This is a genomic window from Secundilactobacillus kimchicus JCM 15530, from assembly GCF_001433995.1.
In the GTDB taxonomy this organism is placed as follows: Bacteria; Bacillota; Bacilli; order Lactobacillales; family Lactobacillaceae; genus Secundilactobacillus; species Secundilactobacillus kimchicus.
In genome coordinates, this window is record NZ_AZCX01000004.1 from 125,507 (window position 1) to 143,074 (window position 17,568).

At 44.7% G+C, this 17,568-nt stretch carries 20 protein-coding genes and 1 tRNA gene; 10 read left to right on the top strand and 11 right to left on the bottom strand.

Translation table 11 applies throughout. The annotated features are described in order from the left end of the window. Positions 1 to 77 precede the first annotated feature (77 nt). Complete coding sequence (locus tag FC96_RS06785; RefSeq protein ID WP_054660667.1) at positions 78 to 704, bottom strand: flavin reductase family protein; 627 nt, start codon at positions 702 to 704, stop codon at positions 78 to 80. A 107-nt stretch (positions 705 to 811) separates the two neighbouring features. Between FC96_RS06785 and FC96_RS13235 the strand changes: the two genes are divergently transcribed. The 7 genes from FC96_RS13235 (at position 812) to FC96_RS06815 (ending at position 5,967) form a co-directional block, all read left to right on the top strand. Next, positions 812 to 943, top strand: coding sequence for a hypothetical protein (locus FC96_RS13235; protein WP_268872573.1), 132 nt, complete (start codon positions 812 to 814; stop codon positions 941 to 943). 183 nt (positions 944 to 1,126) lie between these two features. Beyond that, a complete protein-coding gene (locus FC96_RS06790) occupies positions 1,127 to 1,834 on the top strand; it encodes a glucosamine-6-phosphate deaminase (protein ID WP_054660671.1) in 708 nt (235 codons plus the stop codon). Between the two features lie 201 nt (positions 1,835 to 2,035). Then, positions 2,036 to 3,163 carry a glycoside hydrolase family 73 protein gene (locus tag FC96_RS06795; protein WP_056942473.1) on the top strand — a complete coding sequence of 376 codons (1,128 nt, stop codon included), beginning with the start codon at positions 2,036 to 2,038 and terminating at the stop codon, positions 3,161 to 3,163. Positions 3,164 to 3,291: 128 nt separating this feature from the next. Then, on the top strand, positions 3,292 to 4,137 hold the full coding sequence (locus FC96_RS06800; protein WP_056942474.1) for a glucosaminidase domain-containing protein: 846 nt from the start codon (positions 3,292 to 3,294) through the stop codon (positions 4,135 to 4,137). Between the two features lie 87 nt (positions 4,138 to 4,224). Beyond that, on the top strand, positions 4,225 to 5,316 hold the full coding sequence (locus tag FC96_RS06805) for an ABC transporter ATP-binding protein (protein ID WP_056942475.1): 1,092 nt from the start codon (positions 4,225 to 4,227) through the stop codon (positions 5,314 to 5,316). Positions 5,317 to 5,524: 208 nt separating this feature from the next. Continuing rightward, the gene (locus FC96_RS06810; protein ID WP_054660856.1) at positions 5,525 to 5,833 is read left to right on the top strand and encodes a hypothetical protein; all 309 of its coding nucleotides are present in this window, start codon (positions 5,525 to 5,527) and stop codon (positions 5,831 to 5,833) included. Between the two features lie 62 nt (positions 5,834 to 5,895). Next, positions 5,896 to 5,967, top strand: a tRNA-Asn gene (locus FC96_RS06815). A gap of 66 nt (positions 5,968 to 6,033) precedes the next feature. On the opposite strand, the gene ppx is transcribed toward FC96_RS06815, so the two are convergent. Genes ppx through FC96_RS06835 form a run of 4 tightly spaced genes read right to left on the bottom strand, consistent with a single transcriptional unit; the run spans position 6,034 to position 11,508 of the window. After that, positions 6,034 to 6,987 carry an exopolyphosphatase gene (ppx, locus tag FC96_RS06820; protein ID WP_056942476.1) on the bottom strand — a complete coding sequence of 318 codons (954 nt, stop codon included), beginning with the start codon at positions 6,985 to 6,987 and terminating at the stop codon, positions 6,034 to 6,036. Further along, positions 6,987 to 9,140 (bottom strand): RNA degradosome polyphosphate kinase, encoded by a 2,154-nt coding sequence (locus FC96_RS06825; RefSeq protein ID WP_420835108.1) that lies wholly within the window; start codon positions 9,138 to 9,140, stop codon positions 6,987 to 6,989. Before FC96_RS06825 ends, ppx begins: the two co-directional genes overlap by 1 nt. 8 nt (positions 9,141 to 9,148) lie before the next feature. After that, positions 9,149 to 10,678, bottom strand: a complete 1,530-nt coding sequence (locus tag FC96_RS06830; RefSeq protein ID WP_056942478.1) for a Ppx/GppA phosphatase family protein — start codon at positions 10,676 to 10,678, stop codon at positions 9,149 to 9,151. A 14-nt stretch (positions 10,679 to 10,692) separates the two neighbouring features. After that, a complete protein-coding gene (locus FC96_RS06835) occupies positions 10,693 to 11,508 on the bottom strand; it encodes a LicD family protein (RefSeq protein ID WP_056942479.1) in 816 nt (271 codons plus the stop codon). Positions 11,509 to 11,654: 146 nt separating this feature from the next. On the opposite strand from FC96_RS06835, the gene FC96_RS06840 reads away from it, so the two are divergent. After that, positions 11,655 to 12,110, top strand: a complete 456-nt coding sequence (locus FC96_RS06840) for a MarR family winged helix-turn-helix transcriptional regulator (RefSeq protein ID WP_235804737.1) — start codon at positions 11,655 to 11,657, stop codon at positions 12,108 to 12,110. A 102-nt stretch (positions 12,111 to 12,212) separates the two neighbouring features. On the opposite strand, the gene FC96_RS06845 is transcribed toward FC96_RS06840, so the two are convergent. The 4 genes from FC96_RS06845 to FC96_RS06850 all read right to left on the bottom strand — a co-directional run bounded on the left by FC96_RS06845 (position 12,213) and on the right by FC96_RS06850 (position 14,603). Further along, a complete protein-coding gene (locus tag FC96_RS06845) occupies positions 12,213 to 12,638 on the bottom strand; it encodes an OsmC family protein (protein WP_054660681.1) in 426 nt (141 codons plus the stop codon). 294 nt (positions 12,639 to 12,932) lie between these two features. Continuing rightward, entirely contained in the window at positions 12,933 to 13,100 is a 168-nt protein-coding gene (locus FC96_RS12880) for a hypothetical protein (protein ID WP_156403177.1), read from the bottom strand. Positions 13,101 to 13,192: 92 nt separating this feature from the next. After that, positions 13,193 to 13,345 carry a hypothetical protein gene (locus tag FC96_RS12885; RefSeq protein WP_156403178.1) on the bottom strand — a complete coding sequence of 51 codons (153 nt, stop codon included), beginning with the start codon at positions 13,343 to 13,345 and terminating at the stop codon, positions 13,193 to 13,195. 85 nt (positions 13,346 to 13,430) lie between these two features. Next, on the bottom strand, positions 13,431 to 14,603 hold the full coding sequence (locus FC96_RS06850) for a serine hydrolase (RefSeq protein WP_056942480.1): 1,173 nt from the start codon (positions 14,601 to 14,603) through the stop codon (positions 13,431 to 13,433). A 171-nt stretch (positions 14,604 to 14,774) separates the two neighbouring features. On the opposite strand from FC96_RS06850, the gene FC96_RS06855 reads away from it, so the two are divergent. Next, positions 14,775 to 15,251, top strand: a complete 477-nt coding sequence (locus FC96_RS06855) for a prolyl-tRNA synthetase associated domain-containing protein (RefSeq protein ID WP_056942481.1) — start codon at positions 14,775 to 14,777, stop codon at positions 15,249 to 15,251. A 71-nt stretch (positions 15,252 to 15,322) separates the two neighbouring features. Here the strand turns inward: FC96_RS06855 and FC96_RS06860 are convergent, their stop codons facing one another. After that, on the bottom strand, positions 15,323 to 15,688 hold the full coding sequence (locus FC96_RS06860) for a hypothetical protein (RefSeq protein ID WP_054660685.1): 366 nt from the start codon (positions 15,686 to 15,688) through the stop codon (positions 15,323 to 15,325). Positions 15,689 to 15,949: 261 nt separating this feature from the next. Here FC96_RS06860 and FC96_RS12890 point away from each other — a divergent pair, with 261 nt between their 5' ends. Beyond that, positions 15,950 to 16,123 (top strand): hypothetical protein, encoded by a 174-nt coding sequence (locus FC96_RS12890; RefSeq protein WP_156403180.1) that lies wholly within the window; start codon positions 15,950 to 15,952, stop codon positions 16,121 to 16,123. A 277-nt stretch (positions 16,124 to 16,400) separates the two neighbouring features. On the opposite strand, the gene FC96_RS06865 is transcribed toward FC96_RS12890, so the two are convergent. Then, positions 16,401 to 17,552 (bottom strand): site-specific integrase, encoded by a 1,152-nt coding sequence (locus FC96_RS06865; RefSeq protein ID WP_056942482.1) that lies wholly within the window; start codon positions 17,550 to 17,552, stop codon positions 16,401 to 16,403. Between the last annotated feature and the right edge of the window lie 16 nt (positions 17,553 to 17,568).

Below are 17,568 nucleotides of genomic sequence, written 5' to 3' on the forward strand. Positions count from 1 at the left end.
TTAAAAAAGACCGACCTGACGATGGGGATGATTCGTTGTCAGGTCGGTTTTTAATTGTGATGTGCCCGGGACAGCCGTCACTTCGGACGAATTAAGGTGGTGAGATCACCGAGTCCAGTGTAGGTCGGCCCCGCTAGTCGGCCAACCGGATCAAGGGCGGTAGCATTAACGTGCATCGTCTTTTGGTCAAGAACTTCTTCGGCAAAGTAAAAGTCGGTGACTTCTAAAATGAACAGGTCAGTCACAATTTGGTCTTCGTGGTTTTGAACCGGCACCGTTTGGTAAAGGGTGGTTTCAAAGCGAACTTTAGGGCCAATGAGGCTTGGCACGCTCACGGAGCGACTAGGTTGCGTTTTAAAATCAGCTAAACTTAACTCACTTTGATTGGCAGGCAAGGTTGCAGCGGTCTGGTTCATTTGAGTTAAGTGGGCTTGGTCCACTAAGTGAATAACCGCTTCCTCTGAGGTCAAAATGTTTTGAGCGGTATCTTTCGGGCGCCCGTCTAACCGCCGGCCGATGGCAAGGGTGAGAAGTGGAATGTCACTTGGCATGGTGGAAAAATAGCTAAATGGCGCCAAATTAACCGGGCCAGAGCCGTTGGGTGCTTGGCTGGTGACCCAGGCAATGGGACGGGGGATCAGACTGCCAGAAAGAAGGTTATAGCGTTGTAGGGACGTTAATTGGGTACTTAGATAATGAAGCATGCCGGTGCCTCCTTATGATGTTTTAAAGTTAGTATACGCTAAGTCACCGGATTAGACTGTCAGGACGGTTCGTGTTAAACTCGTCCGAGTGAGAGAGGCGATTCAAAATGAAATTTACAAAAAAACAAACGAAAAATCCCAAAACAGCCGCTAAAAAAGAAGCGACTTGGGAAAAATTTAAAGATCAACAAAACGCATTGGCTGCCAATAAACGGGGTATTCGCCGCGTTAAAAAATAAGTAACGTGTTGGGAAGATCTGAAAGATAGCGCCGTGGTTGAGAATTTAGCAACCGCAGCGTTTTTTTAGTAGTTAGAAAGATTAATGCAATTTTTTTGAGCAAGAGGCTTGCAATATTGGTCTAGATAGATTATTATTGGGCTATACCGATGAGCAATTCAGGTCTTAAAAAGGAGATATCACATGAAATTAATCGTTGTCAAGGACCGTCAAGAAGGCGGCCAAAAGGGTTATAACGTCTTTCAATCAGCTTACGACAATGGCGCCAAGGTCTTTGGTTTGGCGACGGGAAGTACCCCAATCACAACCTACGAGGCGATTAGCGCAAGTGACATGGATTTCACTCAAATGACATCAGTCAACTTAGACGAGTACGTTGGCCTAGCAGCTGACCATCCTCAAAGCTACCACTACTTTATGCAAGAACATTTATTTAACCAAAAACCGTTTGCTCATTCCTATGTTCCAGACGGCACAAATCCGGATGCAGTAGCTGAAACCGCCCGATACGATCAGATTATTGCGGATAATCCGATTGATTTGCAGATCTTAGGCTTAGGTCAAAATGGCCATATTGGGTTTAACGAACCAGGGACTGATCCGGAGCTGACAACCCACAAGGTTGCTTTGACTGAATCGACAATTAAAGCCAATGCGCGGTTCTTCGATAATGAGTCAGAAGTGCCACGGTACGCCTATTCAATGGGAATTGCGTCGATCTTAAAGAGCCAGCATATTTTACTTGAAGCTTACGGCGAAGAAAAAGCGGCCGCGGTTAAGGCGATGGTCGAAGGCCCGATTACAACAGATGTTCCCGCAAGCTTCTTACAAAATCATGCTGACGTCACAGTGATTGTAGACGAAGCAGCAGCTAGTAAGTTAAGCCGCTAATTGCATGCATATTTTGAGATAAAATAAGCACCGAACCCGCCCGATTTTAGGCGGGTTTTTATGTTTTTTAAATGAATAAGGCCTCATTTTTTCAGTTGTGTGTCAAAATGAATTAGAATGTCATCGTTTCGCCATTGAAGCAAGTTGTGATAATCTTTATAATGGTGGTACATATTAAGGACATTCAGGGGGAATTTTGGGATGCATAAACAAACGGTGGTAAAAATGGTCTCCGCTTGTTTCGTTACGCTTGGCCTTGCGGTTGGGATAACGACGAGCCAACCGCAGCATTCAAAAGCCAGCACGCAAACAACGCAGTTTATTAGTAAGCTGGGGCCATCTGTTAAATCAGTCGCCAACTCATACAAATTGTATCCGTCAGTGATGATGGCGCAAGCCGCGCTTGAAAGTGGTTGGGGGAGTAGCACGCTTTCAACGTCTGCCAATAATTATTTTGGAGTCAAGGGCGCTTACAACGGCCAGTCAGTGACGATGTCGACTGCTGAATATGACAGCAACGGGCAGTTGTACTACACAGATGCTCAGTTTAAAAAATATCCAAGTATTAAAGCGTCAATGACGGACAACGCCCAGCTTTTACGAAATGGGATATCCGGAAACCCCTCCTTTTACTCGGGGACTTGGCGGGAGAATGCCAGCACGTATGAAGACGCAGCCAACGCGTTAACTGGCAAGTATGCGACGGCGCCTAATTACGGCCAATCGTTGATCAACTTGATTCAAACGTACAGCTTAGACGCGTTAGATTCTGGTGGTAGCACTGGCGGCAGCTCAGCTAATGCGGATAAAATTACCTACAATAGTGCTTCTAGTAACCAAACGGCAACGCTTAGCAGTGCGTTCAGAAAATATGCCGTTTATAATCATGTCACCGGGAGTGGTTATAAAACAACCAAATACGCTTGGAAAACACTTGGCGGTTGGACCGGCCGGCCAGTTTGGCTGGACAATCGAGCATATAAGTCACGGTCGAAAACGAACTGGTACCGAATTCGGTTTAGCAAGCAGACGACTGCCAAGAAGTATTGGGTTTATGCGAAAGTGCTAAGCTTCCCAATCACGAAGTATTCGACCGCTAAAGCAACTGGGACGTTAAGCACCACTAAGAATTACGTGTACAACCACGTTTATAATTCAAGCTATCTGGCGAAGGTGTTAACAACCACGGATCAGCTGGGAGCAAGCAAAGTCGCAATCTCGCAAAAGGCGACCCATGTGCAAAACGGGTTAACCAGTATTTGGTATAAGGTGACCGCCGACCAGACAACCGGTTGGGTTGAGGCGCCGGCTTTTAGTAAAATCAAATAATTTTAAACTCAAGGCACTTTGCATTAAGAAGTCCTTGAGTTTTTGTTATGTCGTTTGCAGGCGCTTGTTTAATCTTTGAAACCCTGTATAATAATGACGGTTCAGTAAAATTGAGGGGAATTACTTCTATGAAGGTGTTTAAACAATTAATGATGACGGTCATCGCCGCAGTTGCATTGTTAAGCGGCTTATCGGCGACGGCTCAGGCGGATACTCACACGGATTTTATTAGTCGACTTAGTCGGCCTGTGATGCAAGCCAGCAAGAAATACCACCTTTACGGGTCGGTCATGATGGCCCAGGCAGCACTCGAGAGTGACTGGGGAACCAGTGAGTTGGCAGCTCAAGCTAATAATTATTTTGGTGTCAAAGGTGATTATGAAGGACAATCGGTCACGCTACCAACCTCTGAAGAGGGGAGCAATGGGCTGATGGTCGGTACCGTGGCCCAGTTCAAGGCTTACCCAACGTTGGCAGCTTCAATTAACGACTACGCTCAAGTTCTTCGTGATGGGACGACTTGGAACCCATTTTTGTATCAGGAGGCCTGGCGGGAAAACGCCACGTCGTATGTTTCGGCGACTAAAACCTTAGCGAGTTCGTATGCCACGGATTCAAGCTACAGTGAAAAACTAAATCACATTATTGAGACTTATGATTTACAACGGTTTGATCAAGCAACCACCAATAAAGATGATGCAGATCACACGGTTAAAATCACCCCTGGGGTGACGTATGCAACTTACAAAGGTCATGCAACTGTCAAAAATGGGGACGTAAAAATTTATGATAGCGTTCCTGGACCAACCGGCCACGCGAAGGTCATCGATAGTGCAAAACTTGCGAACCACAACGTTCAGATTGTCCAGCGTGGGATTATTAAAAACACTCAGACGATTTGGTATCAGATTAAGATTGGCCAAACAACGGGTTGGGTACAGCTGACTGACCTTTTGAACCTAAAAACTCGGTAATCTTGGTGTCAGTTTCTAAAGCGGCCCGAGTTTGATATAATGGTGCTTATGGTTAATCACGTAATTAAACGTTAGGAAGAATATAAAATGGCGACTGCAGTAGATTACAAAATTAAAGTTGAAAACGTTACAAAGGAATACGAATTATTCAAGACGCAAACCGATAAGCTGAAATCGTTTTTTGCCCTGAATCGGAAGCCCGTTCCGCATTTTTGGTCGTTGATGGGTATTTCACTGGAAGTGAAGGCCGGCGAAACACTGGGACTTATCGGGGTTAACGGCTCTGGGAAATCAACGCTTTCTAACATTATTTCAGGGATCATTCCCCAAACCAGTGGGATTGTGGATGTTCGTGGCGATACCTCAATTATTGCCATTCGGTCCGGATTGCGGGGCAATTTGACTGGCCTTGAAAATATTCGCTTGAAGGCGTTGATGTTGGGGCTTACCAACGAAGAAATCGATAACCTGATGGATGATATTGTCTCGTTCGCCGATATCGGCGACTTCTTGTATCAACCCGTTAAAAGTTATTCAAGTGGGATGAAGTCCCGGCTGGGCTTTTCGATTGCGGCTCACGTCAATCCTGATATCTTGATTATCGACGAAGCCTTATCGGTTGGGGATGACACGTTCTACCAAAAATGTGTGGACAAAATTACCGAGTTCAAGGATGAAGGAAAGACCATTATCTTTGTCAGTCACTCGTTGAAACAGGTCGAAAAGCTTTGTGATCGAGTCGCATGGATCCACTATGGGACGTTGAAGGAAATTGGCCAAACGGCTGAGGTCGTTCAAAACTACAAGGATTTTGTCAAATGGTTTAAGAGCTTAGACAAGAAAGAAAAGCACAGCTTTCAACGGCGCATGAAAGAAAACCAAAAAGCGTTTGATATTGACGCTTTCCAAGCGGACGTGGTCAAGCAACGGGAAGCAGCACATCCGGAAGAAAAAAACGTTCCCGCTAAAGTTAAGAAAGCCTTTTATGGTTCTGTGATTAGTGAAAAAATGTCGGTCGGCAACCAGTTGTTAACTTGGGCGGCAGTCGTTTTGCTTGTCTTACTTTGCTGGGTCAATATTTCTGGTCATTCGTTGAATCAGGTTGTGAAGGATCCAAGCGTTTTGATTCATCCGACAGAGCAAATTACGCCTGTTGGCAGTTACAGTAAAAGTAAATAGGGATTAAAGGGTCGCAAAAGAGCGACTTTTTTTTAAAATCATATTGACAGCGCTTACAATTAACGTTATAGTTTAATTTGTAAGGTATGAATAATTACCTTCTAATCAATTCTCTTTCTCTCTTATGCCGCCACTATCGCCCGATAGTGGCTTTTTTGTGGCCTTTGTTATGTGGTATAATTCATAGGTTGAAAAGGAGTGACAGGTGTTGAAGAGCCACGAAACGTTCACATTAATCGAGGAAATTACCAGGTTAGATGGCAGTAAATACATGGAAATCAGTAACATGGTTCAAAATGGGCGGGCAGAGTTAGCCGCAGAGCGTGGGTTTATCAAGCAGGTTCGAATCTTGCAACTCAACATTCCTCATTCGCCACACGTTGAAGCCTATGAGAATTACATTAATGAAAATTACGAGATGCCGACGGAGCAGATGGACCACTTTGAGGAGTGGCAAAAGCCGCCTAAGGTGCAACATGAGATTGATATGGTATTACGCGAAAACCATATTGGTTAAAAAATTATCAAAAATTCTTGCCCTTTTCTAATGTACATGGTATAACTATTAAGTGATGTTTTTGCCCCGTAGTTCAGCGGTAGAATAATTGACTGTTAATCAAGAGGTCGCTGGTTCGATCCCAGCCGGGGCAGTCGCTTAGTTGTGAAACAAGACGATAAAAACCGGACAACCACTAATTGGTTGTCCGGTTTTTTTTTTTAGGCGGTCGGTGCATTTTTGTTTTCTTGCCCACGAGTTTCAGTGAGGTGTTCAAACAAAATGCCTTCTCGCAACCCGTTATTAGAGAATGTAATGCGGTCGGAGTCTAAATAACGCATCAGTAACACTAATGGAATTAACCCACCAACGATAATGTCAGCCCGATCTTTGCTGAGACCAGGGATTTCTTTTCGGCCGGCTAAGTCGCTGTCGACGATTGTTGAAAAAGTTCGATCAACCGCAGCCCGGCTCAAGCGATAGCCATGAATATTTTCAGAATCGAGAATGTGTTTGGCCCGCCGGTTGATTTTGGCGAGGGTTCGGTTGCTACCACCGAGCCCGATGACGGGTAAGTTTAACCCATTTCGGAGCCACCAGACACTATTTAAAACGTTGTTCACGTAAGTCATCGCGTTAAACAGCGATGAGGCGGTGATGACGTCAGTTGGTAGGAACTGTTGGGTGATAGAGACGCTACCTAACGGGATGCTGATTAGATTTTTGATGTTGTTATTTTGAACGAGAATCACTTCAGAGGAGCCACCACCAGTATCAAGAATCACCGAATTAGTTGCGGGCAGGGTCTGACTAACCGCTAAATAATCGTAGTATGCCTCTGTCGTTCCGGAAATCACTTCCAGCTCGATACCAGTTGCTGCAAAGACCTGTTTAAGGAACTTTTTTTGATTTGTAGCCAATCGGGTTGCCGCAGTTGCGACGGCTCTTAGATGAACATTTTCGAGCTTTGAATAGGTTTCTTTGAACGTTAAGAGGGCACCAATTGTTCGTTCGATGGCTTCCGGCTGAAGTTCATGTTGAGGGCCCATATTTTCTGAGAGTCGGACGTAATTTTTCATCTGTGCCACCACTTGGCGGCTGCCATCATCGTTAATCTGGGTGATGGTCATTCGAACCGAGTTTGATCCTAAGTCAATTACTGCAAAATTTTCCATTAGTTGGTATCACTCCCATCATCGAGCGTCGTTGGTTGATTTTCTGGGCTTAACATTGGCTGAAACTCGTTGGTTGGCGATCGGCGTTCAGTCGCTTTTTGGGCTTCAGCGCGTTCTGTTGCTTGTTGGGTGAAAAGGGTTTGCGCGTCCAACGCTGGCCGACCTCGTCGATCGACATGCAGGTAAGTATCATCGGGTTGAAGAACGCGGGTTTTGACGTTATCCGTCCACATGGTTTGGTAAATACGACTGACCCGTTCCGCCAGATCTTCTTGGAGGACTGGGAACAGTAACTCCACTCGTCGATTTAAGTTTCGCGTCATTAAGTCGGCGCTTGAAAGGTAGAAACTGCGTTCGCCATCAAAGTCAAAAATATAAATCCGACTGTGCTCCAAAAAACGGCCCACAATGGAATGAACCGTAATGTTATCACTAATGCCGGGAATGCCAACCTTTAAACAGCAAATGCCCCGAATAATGAGGTCGATTTTCACACCTGCCCGTGACGCTTCATAGAGGTGAGCAATCATTGGTTGGTCAGATAACGAGTTCATTTTCATTTGGATGTGAACTGGGCGGCCCTCTTTAGCGAGCTTGGTGGCCTGGTTTAGGCGCTCATTGATGAAATCACGGATTCCTTGTGGTGAGATGTGCAGCAAGTGAAAGTACGGTGGCTCAGAATAGCCGGAGAGCATGTTAAAAATGTTAGTTGCATCAATGCCCATATCGGCATTGGTGGTAAACAGGCCCATGTCGGTGTAAAAGTGGGCAGTGACATCGTTGTAGTTTCCGGTGCCCATGTGCATATAACGCCGAATTCCACCTTGCTCTCGTCGGACGACCAAGGTGAGCTTACAGTGGGTTTTAAGGCCAATTAACCCGTAAATAACGTGACAGCCCATCTTTTCGAGTTGCCGGGCCCAGTGGACGTTATTTTGCTCATCAAAGCGGGCCTTGACCTCTACTAGGACTGTAACTTGTTTACCATTTTGAGCTGCTCGCCCGAGGTACCGAATAATGGGTGAATCACCTGAGACCCGGTATAGGGTCATTTTTATGGCGAGAACGTCGGGATCAACGGATGATTGGCGGATAAACTCGACCACTGGATCGAACATATCGTAGGGGTGGTGCATCAACCAATCATGAGTTCGGATTGCTTTGAAGATGTCGTGATCATGATTTAATTCCGGCGATTCGTAAGCAGTAAAGGGTTGATACTTGAGCTGTTCCAACCCAACGATTCGTTTAACCAGCTCATTTAGGAAGGTGAGGTCGATTGGGCCACTGACTTCATAGATGGCGTATTCGTGAATATCCAGCTGCTTGGTGAGCCGTTTTAGCAGTTTTTTACTGATAGTACTTTCGACCTCTAGGCGAATGACGTGGCCGTGTTCGCGCAGTTTAAGCTGTTGTTGGACTTCTTTAAGCAGGTCTGAAGTATCTTCTTCAGCAACGTCAAGGTCCATATCGCGAATCACTCTAAAGGTTGCCGCTTCTTTGACGCGGTAATTGACAAATAGCGCGCCAACGAAGGCTTTAATGATGGTTTCAATCAAAATAAAGTCATTTTTGGCACCTGGCAGGCGGACCACTCGGGGAAAGACATCTGGCACTTGAAGCGTGGCAAATAAGTGGGTGCTTTCTTTATGTTTGACAAGCTGGACGGCGATGTTGAGGGAGTCATTTGAAATAAACGGAAATGGGCGCGAACTATCATCGGCCATCGGTGTGAGGACGGGGTAGAGCTCATCGTGAAAATAGCTCTTCACAAATTCGTATTGTTCAGTGGTTAGCTCTGCCATGGTTTTTAGATAAACACCATGCTGTTCAATGGCGGGTAATAGTGACCGTTGTAACGTCGTATATTGTTTGGTCAACATTGCGTGAGCCTTTTTATTGACGGCCCGCAGTTGCTCATCGGCAGTGAGCCCAGAGGCGTCAGGTTTGGGGTAGTCGACTGACGCTAACTTGGCTAGTGATGCCACCCGCACCATAAAGAATTCATCCAGGTTACTTTGGGTAATGCTCAAGAACTTGAGCCGTTCAAGTAACGGGTTGCTACGATCCCGCGATTCCTCTAGAACGCGGTCATTGAAGTCAATCCAGCTTAGTTCCCGGTTCGTGTAGTAGTCGGGATTTTTGAAGTTGATATTAGTCGTCATTTTGCCGTCACGCTCCTTTGCTTTAGTTTTGCTTTTAGGCCAAATGTTTCTTCAAAAAACTGACTTTTAAACGCGAAAACCCAGTTCTCAAACGAGAGGTTTGCGTTGCTGTAAGCACTGATGACCACCCGTTTTTCCTGTAGCGAGACCGATATTTTTTGAATTTTTTGCTGGTGGTCGTCGTCTAAGGCGTCCGCCAATCGTAAGATAGCCGCTAATTTAGCCACCTGCAAGCGATTCTGAGTGGTCATTTTTTGAAAATGACTGAGATCTGTTCCAGGCGTTTGGGTGCTGTGGTATCGGGCGATTGCCGCGATAACGTTGCGTTCGTGATTAGATAGCCCAATAATGTCAGAGTTTTGAATGAGGTAATCGGAATGGAGGTAGTGTTCGTGAGCACCGACGTAACCGCCCACGTCGTGTAGGAGTGAGGCCACTTCTAGCAAGACTCGAGAGCGGGCGTCCAATTGATGTAGCGGTTTTAACTGGTCAAATAAATGGAGCGCAAACTTAGTGACTAGCTGACGGTGAACCGGCTCGACGCCATAGTGGTCGGCCATGTTTTGAGCGGTAATGATGGTTTGCTCAGTAAAGTGAAGGTTGCTGTACCCGGCTTTAATCGCCTCGTTGATAGCCAGCCCATCAAGGACAGTCGTGTCGGAAATCACCAATTCCTTGGCATTGGTTAGTTTAATTAACCGGCGGAGCATCAAAAGTTCGGGAAGAAGAAGCTGCAAGTCGCTTTCTTTAACGCCAAGTCGTTCAATTAAAAACTGGTCGGAACCGTCCACAACGGTGTCAAAAAGAGATTCAAAAGCGGTCGAACTCAAGTGGCGGGTTTGCTTACTACGAGCTAATTGACTAAGCGGCATCGAACCTAATAAAATAATGCGGCTGGTTGGTGCAGATTCTTCGGTAATAACAGAGCGTTCAACATTATTTAGTTTACTGTCGATGTAATCTGTCAGCACTTCCACCGAATTAGGTGAATTTTGCCGCAGACTTTGGAGGTCCTCGGCAATTTTAACCGGCCCAATCGCAAAGTTGGTGGAATAGTTAAAGGTGACACCCCGAAATTGAGTCACAGTCGTGTTACCAGAGTTAATCCCAACAAGTTGTGTCACGGTTTGGCTATTTTGAATTTTGCTGGCTTTAAGTTGTGTTAAAACGGCTTGATTGCGAAAATAGGATTCTTCGTTGATTGATAACCAATGAATCCTCAGGCCGGTTCGGAGGTCAATTTGATCCGCAATGAAATCCGCATTGAGGGCCTGAGATAGGGCCTCACTTCCCCAAAGTTGGTAGTTAGTGACCTGGTAGTCATTTAGGAGCTGTAGAAATCCTTGAAGGCCAGTTGTTAATTGCGTGACCAGACTAAAGGGGAGGGGCCGGTGTTGATAAATGTCATCTCCAACGGGAAGCTCCTTACGCACCCGTTCCACAGGCTTGAGGGATTTTAAATCTGAAATCAGAAGCTCCAGACCCTGAACGGTTGCAATCATGGTGCCAAAGTATCGATTCTTCATGGCCAAAACCTCCTTTAAGAAAATGTCTGGTTGTCCATAATTAATTTACTAATATGCTTTTCTGTTCGTTGCTTTACGGGTGGTTGCTGCAAATAGTTGCCATATAATCGGGTCAAAATCGTGTCGTAATCAGCAGGAATCATGGCCGTCGTATCCTCAAACGGAACTTCAATTAACTGGCTAACTTGTGCCAGAGTAAGAATCTCTTTATCGTAAGCATACTGGGAAGCTAGGTTTTTCAAATTAGAATAAGCCTGTTTATTGTAAGCTTGCATGACGCGGTCGCGTTCCCGTTTTAGTTGGGTAATGTCCTTGACATCGTTTTCGTCGAGCCCTGATCGTAACCGCCGAAATGGGGTGTCAATGAACCCGTATCCGGCGCGAACAATGACATCGCTATCCAGCAGTTTAAAACGGGTCATTTGCTCGCGGCGCGCGGCGTCGTTATCGGGAATCCGATCGATTGGAAAAATATCAATGAAGACGCCTTTCCGAGCATCGTTCACGTTGTTTTTTTCTTCAATATAAGTATTCCGGTTCAGAAGTTTCATATAACTGAATCCGTAGTTAGGGTCGGAGTAAGGCGTTTGTAAAAAATAGGGGTGGCCACGGAGTAATCTTGGTGCGTATTTTTGAAATTGTTCGTAGTCTTGCCGCACCATGCCGATATCCATGTCGTCGTCCCAAGGGATGAAACCTTTGTGGCGAATAGCACCTAGCAACGAGCCCCCAATGAGAAAATAATTTAGCGACAATTGATCGCAGATTTCGGCAATCATTTTGAGGTTTCCAAGTTCAACTTTATGAATCCTGGAAATAGTATCAGTCATAGTTTTCCCCCGCTTTCGTTATCTGGTTTTATCTTACCACAGGCAATTGTTAATGAAGCTTTCAAAAGTTGGCGGTGAATTGGATTGGTAATTAAAATTGCAAAATGCTAAGATAAAAAGGAAAATTAATTTCACGAAACTAGGTGATAGTATTGAATACCAAACACTTATTAGATGAATACATTGACGTCTACATGACTTCACTGAAGTATCTTGATAGTTTTATTTCAGAACCGGCTATGGCGTTCAAGCTATCATTCGAACAGTACTTGATTATGCATACGATTAAAGAAAGCCAGAATGTCACGCTGGTTGACATAGCGGATTCACGAAAAGTCACGCGAAGTGCCATATCTCGCCAAATTAAGGTTTTGCTTGGCCTTGAGTACATTTATCAAGAACGTGATTCAAATGATCGTCGGCGTCAGTACTTGAGATTAACACCTCGTGGTGACGAAATTGAACGGGTGATTTCAAAAAAGGCGGAACAGCGGTTCCAAAGTTGGGTTGACTATTTTGGTGAGGGTAAGGCGGAAGAAATTTTACATTTTATTCGCCAATTTGTGGATGTTGCCAACTTAAATAATCCGGCTGACTCGTAGCAGTGGTTAAAGCCTAATCTAAAAGCAGTGGTGGTCTTGAAAATCAATCAAGACCGCCACTGCTTTTTTTCAACATGATTCGGGAACGGATTTGCTTTGTGTCTAATTTTGAAGAGTTTCAACCGTGTAGTTAATGCTACCGCTTAATAGTTTTGACACCGGGCAGCGTTGTTCAGCTTGATTGGTCAGTTCAACGGCTCGCTCATAGCTAACGCTAGGGATGCTGACCATGGCGTGAACTAAAAATTCTAAGCCATCAGTACCCTTAACCATCGTTACGTGAACATGGACCTCAGCTGTATGGTCTAGATCGTTTTCGCGTTCGATAGCTTGTAACGTGGCATTCATACACGTGCTTAAAGAAAGTCCTAGTAACTGTTCAGGATTGGTTCCAGGCATCGTTTCGTTACGTGGGTTGCTGACGGCGACGGCGATGCCATTTGGAACGTATGCATAGCCGTTTAAACCATCCTTGTTGTAGATGTCAGTTTCGTATAGTTTGCGGAATTTTTTATCTGAATTATCCATGGGAAACGCCTCCTCAACCGCTAGTGTACCGGCTAAATGAAGCGCTTGCAAGTTAAATGTGATTTGAAGGTCTGATCGCAGCCACGGGTGTTAGAAGACAATAAAAAACGGAATCGAAAGTTCGATTCCGGCTAGTTGATATGTGTACAAACGGTGACTTGAGGGATGATTGCAATACCAAAATCGCGGTCATTGCGGCCGCAACAAGCTACCGTTGTGAAAAAGCCCTATGTGAGATTAAGTATACCCAATTCGTCACGCGCACGCAACCTATTTAAAGGGGGCAGCGGTGGACTAAAAGAGAAAATGGTTTGTTTTGGGATCAACTCCGAATGCGTGGGTCTGAACGAATCCTCGCATAGCAGGGTCGAGTTGATTTAAGTCCTTTAAGGTCATAGGACGAGTCTGGTTGTAGTCAATATGGGGTTGAAAATTATCAATTGGTTTTGCTGGGGTCATCATCAATCATCCTCTTTTTTCAGAATGAATGCATTATACAATGACGTAGGAATAAACGCAATATCCATGCAATGTATTTGTGAGATCTATTAGTATTATGCACTAATTTGACAATTAGGATACATTAAAATTACCGAAATAGCAGGGGCCTGAGCTGATTTTTTAGGGTCATGGTACTGGCTAAATGCGAAGATGAGAAGAAACAAGACCAACAATAGGATGAAAAGTTCAATTAATAGTTGTTTCATACGAATCCCCCAGAGTAAATTAGAACTAAAAAATCACTGATAAGTGATGACTTACCAGTGATTTTAGCAGAATTAAAGCGCGACGTTAAATTAAATCTTTATTGTAAACCTCGTTCATCAACGCCCGGGTTTCAGTAAATTCATTTTCATCGTGCAACACAACCGTGATTAACCGGTCATGACCGGCTTTTTTGCCAGTTCCAACAAAGCAGTAACCGGCTAGATCGGTGTAACCCGTTTTCAACCCATCAACGTTCAGGGACGCTTGGTAGTATTTTCGCCCGGGTAACAAGTTGTTGTAGTTGTAACAAAGCTGACCACTAACGTTCAAAGAGGCATGGCTGGCATCCTCAAGGACGGCTGGATAGTCGTTGATTAAGTGACTGGCGATGAGAGCGACGTCCTTGGGTGAGACCATGTTGGCGTTTCCGCCGCTAACGGAGTAACCGTAAGTCCGCAGCGCATTTTGTTCCATGCCGTTGGCGGATACGAAGGTCGCCTTGCCAAGGTGCCACTCATCCGCTTGATTATTCATCATTTTAATGAACGCTTTATTATAAGCTGGAGTGGCACCGCCAGCGACCCATTGGCCGAGGGCAATGGCCGCATTGTTTGAAGACTCAATTAGGGCTGCTTGATACAATTGTTTGACGGTATAACTGTTCTTAGTAAACTTAAAGCCGCCATAGACGGATGAATTTCCCATCCTCTTCAAACCTGAGTAGCTGGTATTAACCGTTGAATTCCAGCCGGCACTTGAATCGGCCACTTTTTTCTCAACTAAGTATAACGTCATTAATTTGGAGATAGAGGCGATTGGGCGGGGCGTGTTTGCTGCTTTAGACCATAAAACTTTGTTTGTATCAGCATTCAACGCAACAGCTCCCCGAGCATATTTTAAGTTGAACGGGGCCACACCCTTAGCGAGGTATGTATGCCAAACATAGCCACTAACAGAACCTGCGCCGTTTTTAACCTTGTAATAAACGGCCTTTGAGTTACCGTGTTTTAACGTGACCTTCTTGGTCGCATACCAGGTTGTGTTGGGGTAGGATTTGAGGCTGGCCAATTTTCGCGTATGGCTGAGATTGTACACGGCCCCTTTAGTAGACGCTTTGTGGTAAGCGGTTTTAGTCATGGACTGACTGGCAACGACGTGATAGCTAGCAGCAGACGCCGTACTGGTCGCTTGGGTTGCGGCGCCAGCGCCGATGGCTAAGCCGAAACCTAAAGCTAATGTGAGGTATAATTTCTTCATTTCAAACTCCTTTCGTCATTGGTTTAAAATACCATAGCCCGTTGAGATAGCGCAATGCTGTGGGCAATCTGTAACGAAATTTTGACGTCATCGTCACGGAACTTTAATAGTTGATTGTCTAAGCCGAGGCGTACAATATGACCAACTGTAGGTCGGATTGGGGGAATCGACGTGACGCAACAACAACTGGTTTTTGATTTTTTAGGGAAGCTGAACATTCAATATGTTGTTGTCTTTCACCGGGCGGTATTTACGGTTGACGAAATTGATTTCAAGACGCCAGGCAGTCAAGTCAAAAATCTGCTACTTAAAAGTGGTGATCGCTATTACTTATTAATCATGCGAGATGACAGGCGGGCGAACTTTAAAAAAATTGCCCACCAGTTAGGTGAGAAGCGGTTATCATTTGCAACATCCGAACAACTTCAAAGTTTGATGGGCGTCATGCCGGGCTCGGTAACACCATTTGGACTGCTCAATGATGTGGCTCACTGTGTGACGGTTTTAATCGACGCTGAAATTGACCGAAATGCCCCAATTGGCTTTCATCCCAACGTCAACACAGCTACTGTGGTGCTCGCCTATTCCGACTTTGTGCGCGTCTTAAAAGCGTTGAAACGAGACCCAAAACGGCTGATTGTGAGTTAAGTGATCCAATAGGCTGAAAAAAACCAATCAGCGTTTGTCAAAGCCGATTGGTTCTTTGGATAATATGGTGGCTAATATTGCGAGATAGTGGCGTCTTCTGACAATTGAAGCCACAGTGTAATTGGGAGCGGATTGAAGTTTGACCAGCTTGACATATCCTCATAGGCCCGTTGAAGTAGTGTAGTTGGCCGGTGGGTCTTGATTTCATTAAAAATGGTTAAGGCAAACTCATTATCTTCAAGATCGGAAATAACCGTTGGTAATTTGTGTTGCCACTCAGCGATTAAATCCTGATAGATCAATAGTTTTCGGGCGTTCTTGATTGTATAATCAACACCCTGTTCATGAAGCTCATCCAGATAGGCTTGATACTCTTGCATGACAGCATCCACTGCGCGTTGCCACTGTTGTTCGTTATATGTTGGCAATTTTGACATACTATCCCTTCTTCACGACAAATTCCTGCACAACCTCTGGTTATTTGGCCACGAGATGTGTGAAGGTTCCTCATTGCTCAGACTAAGCAGTTTTAGATGATTTGTCAAAGGGTTTTCACAAACTTGTTAGAAAAAGCTAAATGAAGTTAAATTAGCTAATAACTACTAAAAAAGATGCGATTTTTGGTTGAAATTTTATGGCTGTTGGTGGATAATGTTGACTCATTAAAGGCATAAAATTCTGAAAAGGAGTGGTGTAAAATGAAACGAACATGGCTAATTAGAGGCGTAAGTAGCGATTTTGGCAAACGGTTTATTCAAAACCTAATCAAAAATGGCAAGGCGGTTTCTGGTGTTGTTCGAACTGAGCAAAATCCGCTACTCCTCGGGCAGGGTACCGGCCGCGTTGACGTGGCTATCAACGTCTTAAAATAATTGAAAAATGATTCCGTCACAACGCCTGGTTCGTTAGTAATCGGGCTTTTTTTGTGCGTTAAATGTGTGCCGATTTTAGAAAGTTTAAAAATAGTTCAGTATCAAGTAAAACAAAAACGCCCAAAACATAACGTTTCAGGCGTTCTAGTATAAATTTGAAATAATGGAGTCGGCGGGTATTGCGCCCGTGTTTTCCGTAAACCTTGTTAAACCGTGATTCATAGCTGTTTTTCACTTGTGGCTACGTTGCAATGGCTACCGATTTGGCTACCTTTGGTCAGAAATTAAGATAACTTGCTAGCTTTTCGGCCGTCTGATTATCCATTTGTTTCGTCACATGCGTGTACACATTCAAAGTGGTTTCTGCATCATCATGACCCAATCGAGTTTGAACTTCTTTGATCGTTGCCCCGGCCATAAAGAGCAGGCTGGCGGATGTGTGTCTAAAACCGTGAACCGTCATTTTCTTGAGACCATGCTTCTTAATGATTGAGTTGAGCCATTTGGCAGGCGTATTCAGCGATTTAAAGGTGTTTTTAGACGTTGCAAAGACCAGTTGACCATTCTTTAAGGTGTTGTAACCAAGCATCAGATAATGCTTTTTTTGAAGAGCACGCCAGCGTTTGAGATAGGTGAGGGTAGTGGCATCCAACGCAATTTCTCGGTTACCCGCTATCGTTTTAGGTGGTTGTACGATTGTTTCACCTCTAACGCCTTGAGTAAGGGTCTTATTAATACGCATGGTGGACTTACTAAAGCTAATATCATTCCACGTTAGCGCGAGACACTCACCCCGGCGGATGCCAGCAAATGCCAGTACCCGAAATAGCGAATATTTTTCTAGTTCCTTTTCGGAGTCTATGAAAGAGAAAAACTCAGTTAGCTGTTCCTTAGTCCAAAAGTTTTCAGGTTGCTTGTTCCACTTCTTCTTAGGCTTTGGTAGGGTAATCCGTTTGGTGGGGTTAACACCGCTCATATAGCCTTGCTTAATGGCGTAATCAAACACGTTAGCGGTGTAGTGATACCACTTTTTGTAGTTATTCGGGGCAAACTTAAACCACTTGTTAACAGCCGTTTGAACCTGTGCAACTGTAATTGTACGGATGCGTTTATTGCCAAAAGCTGGTAGAATGTGATTGTTAAACATACCAGCGGTTCGCGCATAAGTGCTCACCCGCACCGTGTTGATGTAGCCCTGATACCATTGTTCATAAACCTTTTTGAACGAAATATTGTTTTCTTGTTGTAAGTCACCGTTTGAGACAGCTAACTCTAGCCGGTTAGCCTCAAGGGTGGCTTCTTTTTTTGTCTTAAAGCCTCGGCGTTTCATCCGCTTAGGCTTCCCCGTTTGCGGGTCTAAGCCTTGATAAACCTGAATCATGTAACGCTTGTCACCGTTGCCGGTGGTGTAACTCGTAATACTTGCCATAACAATACCGATCCTT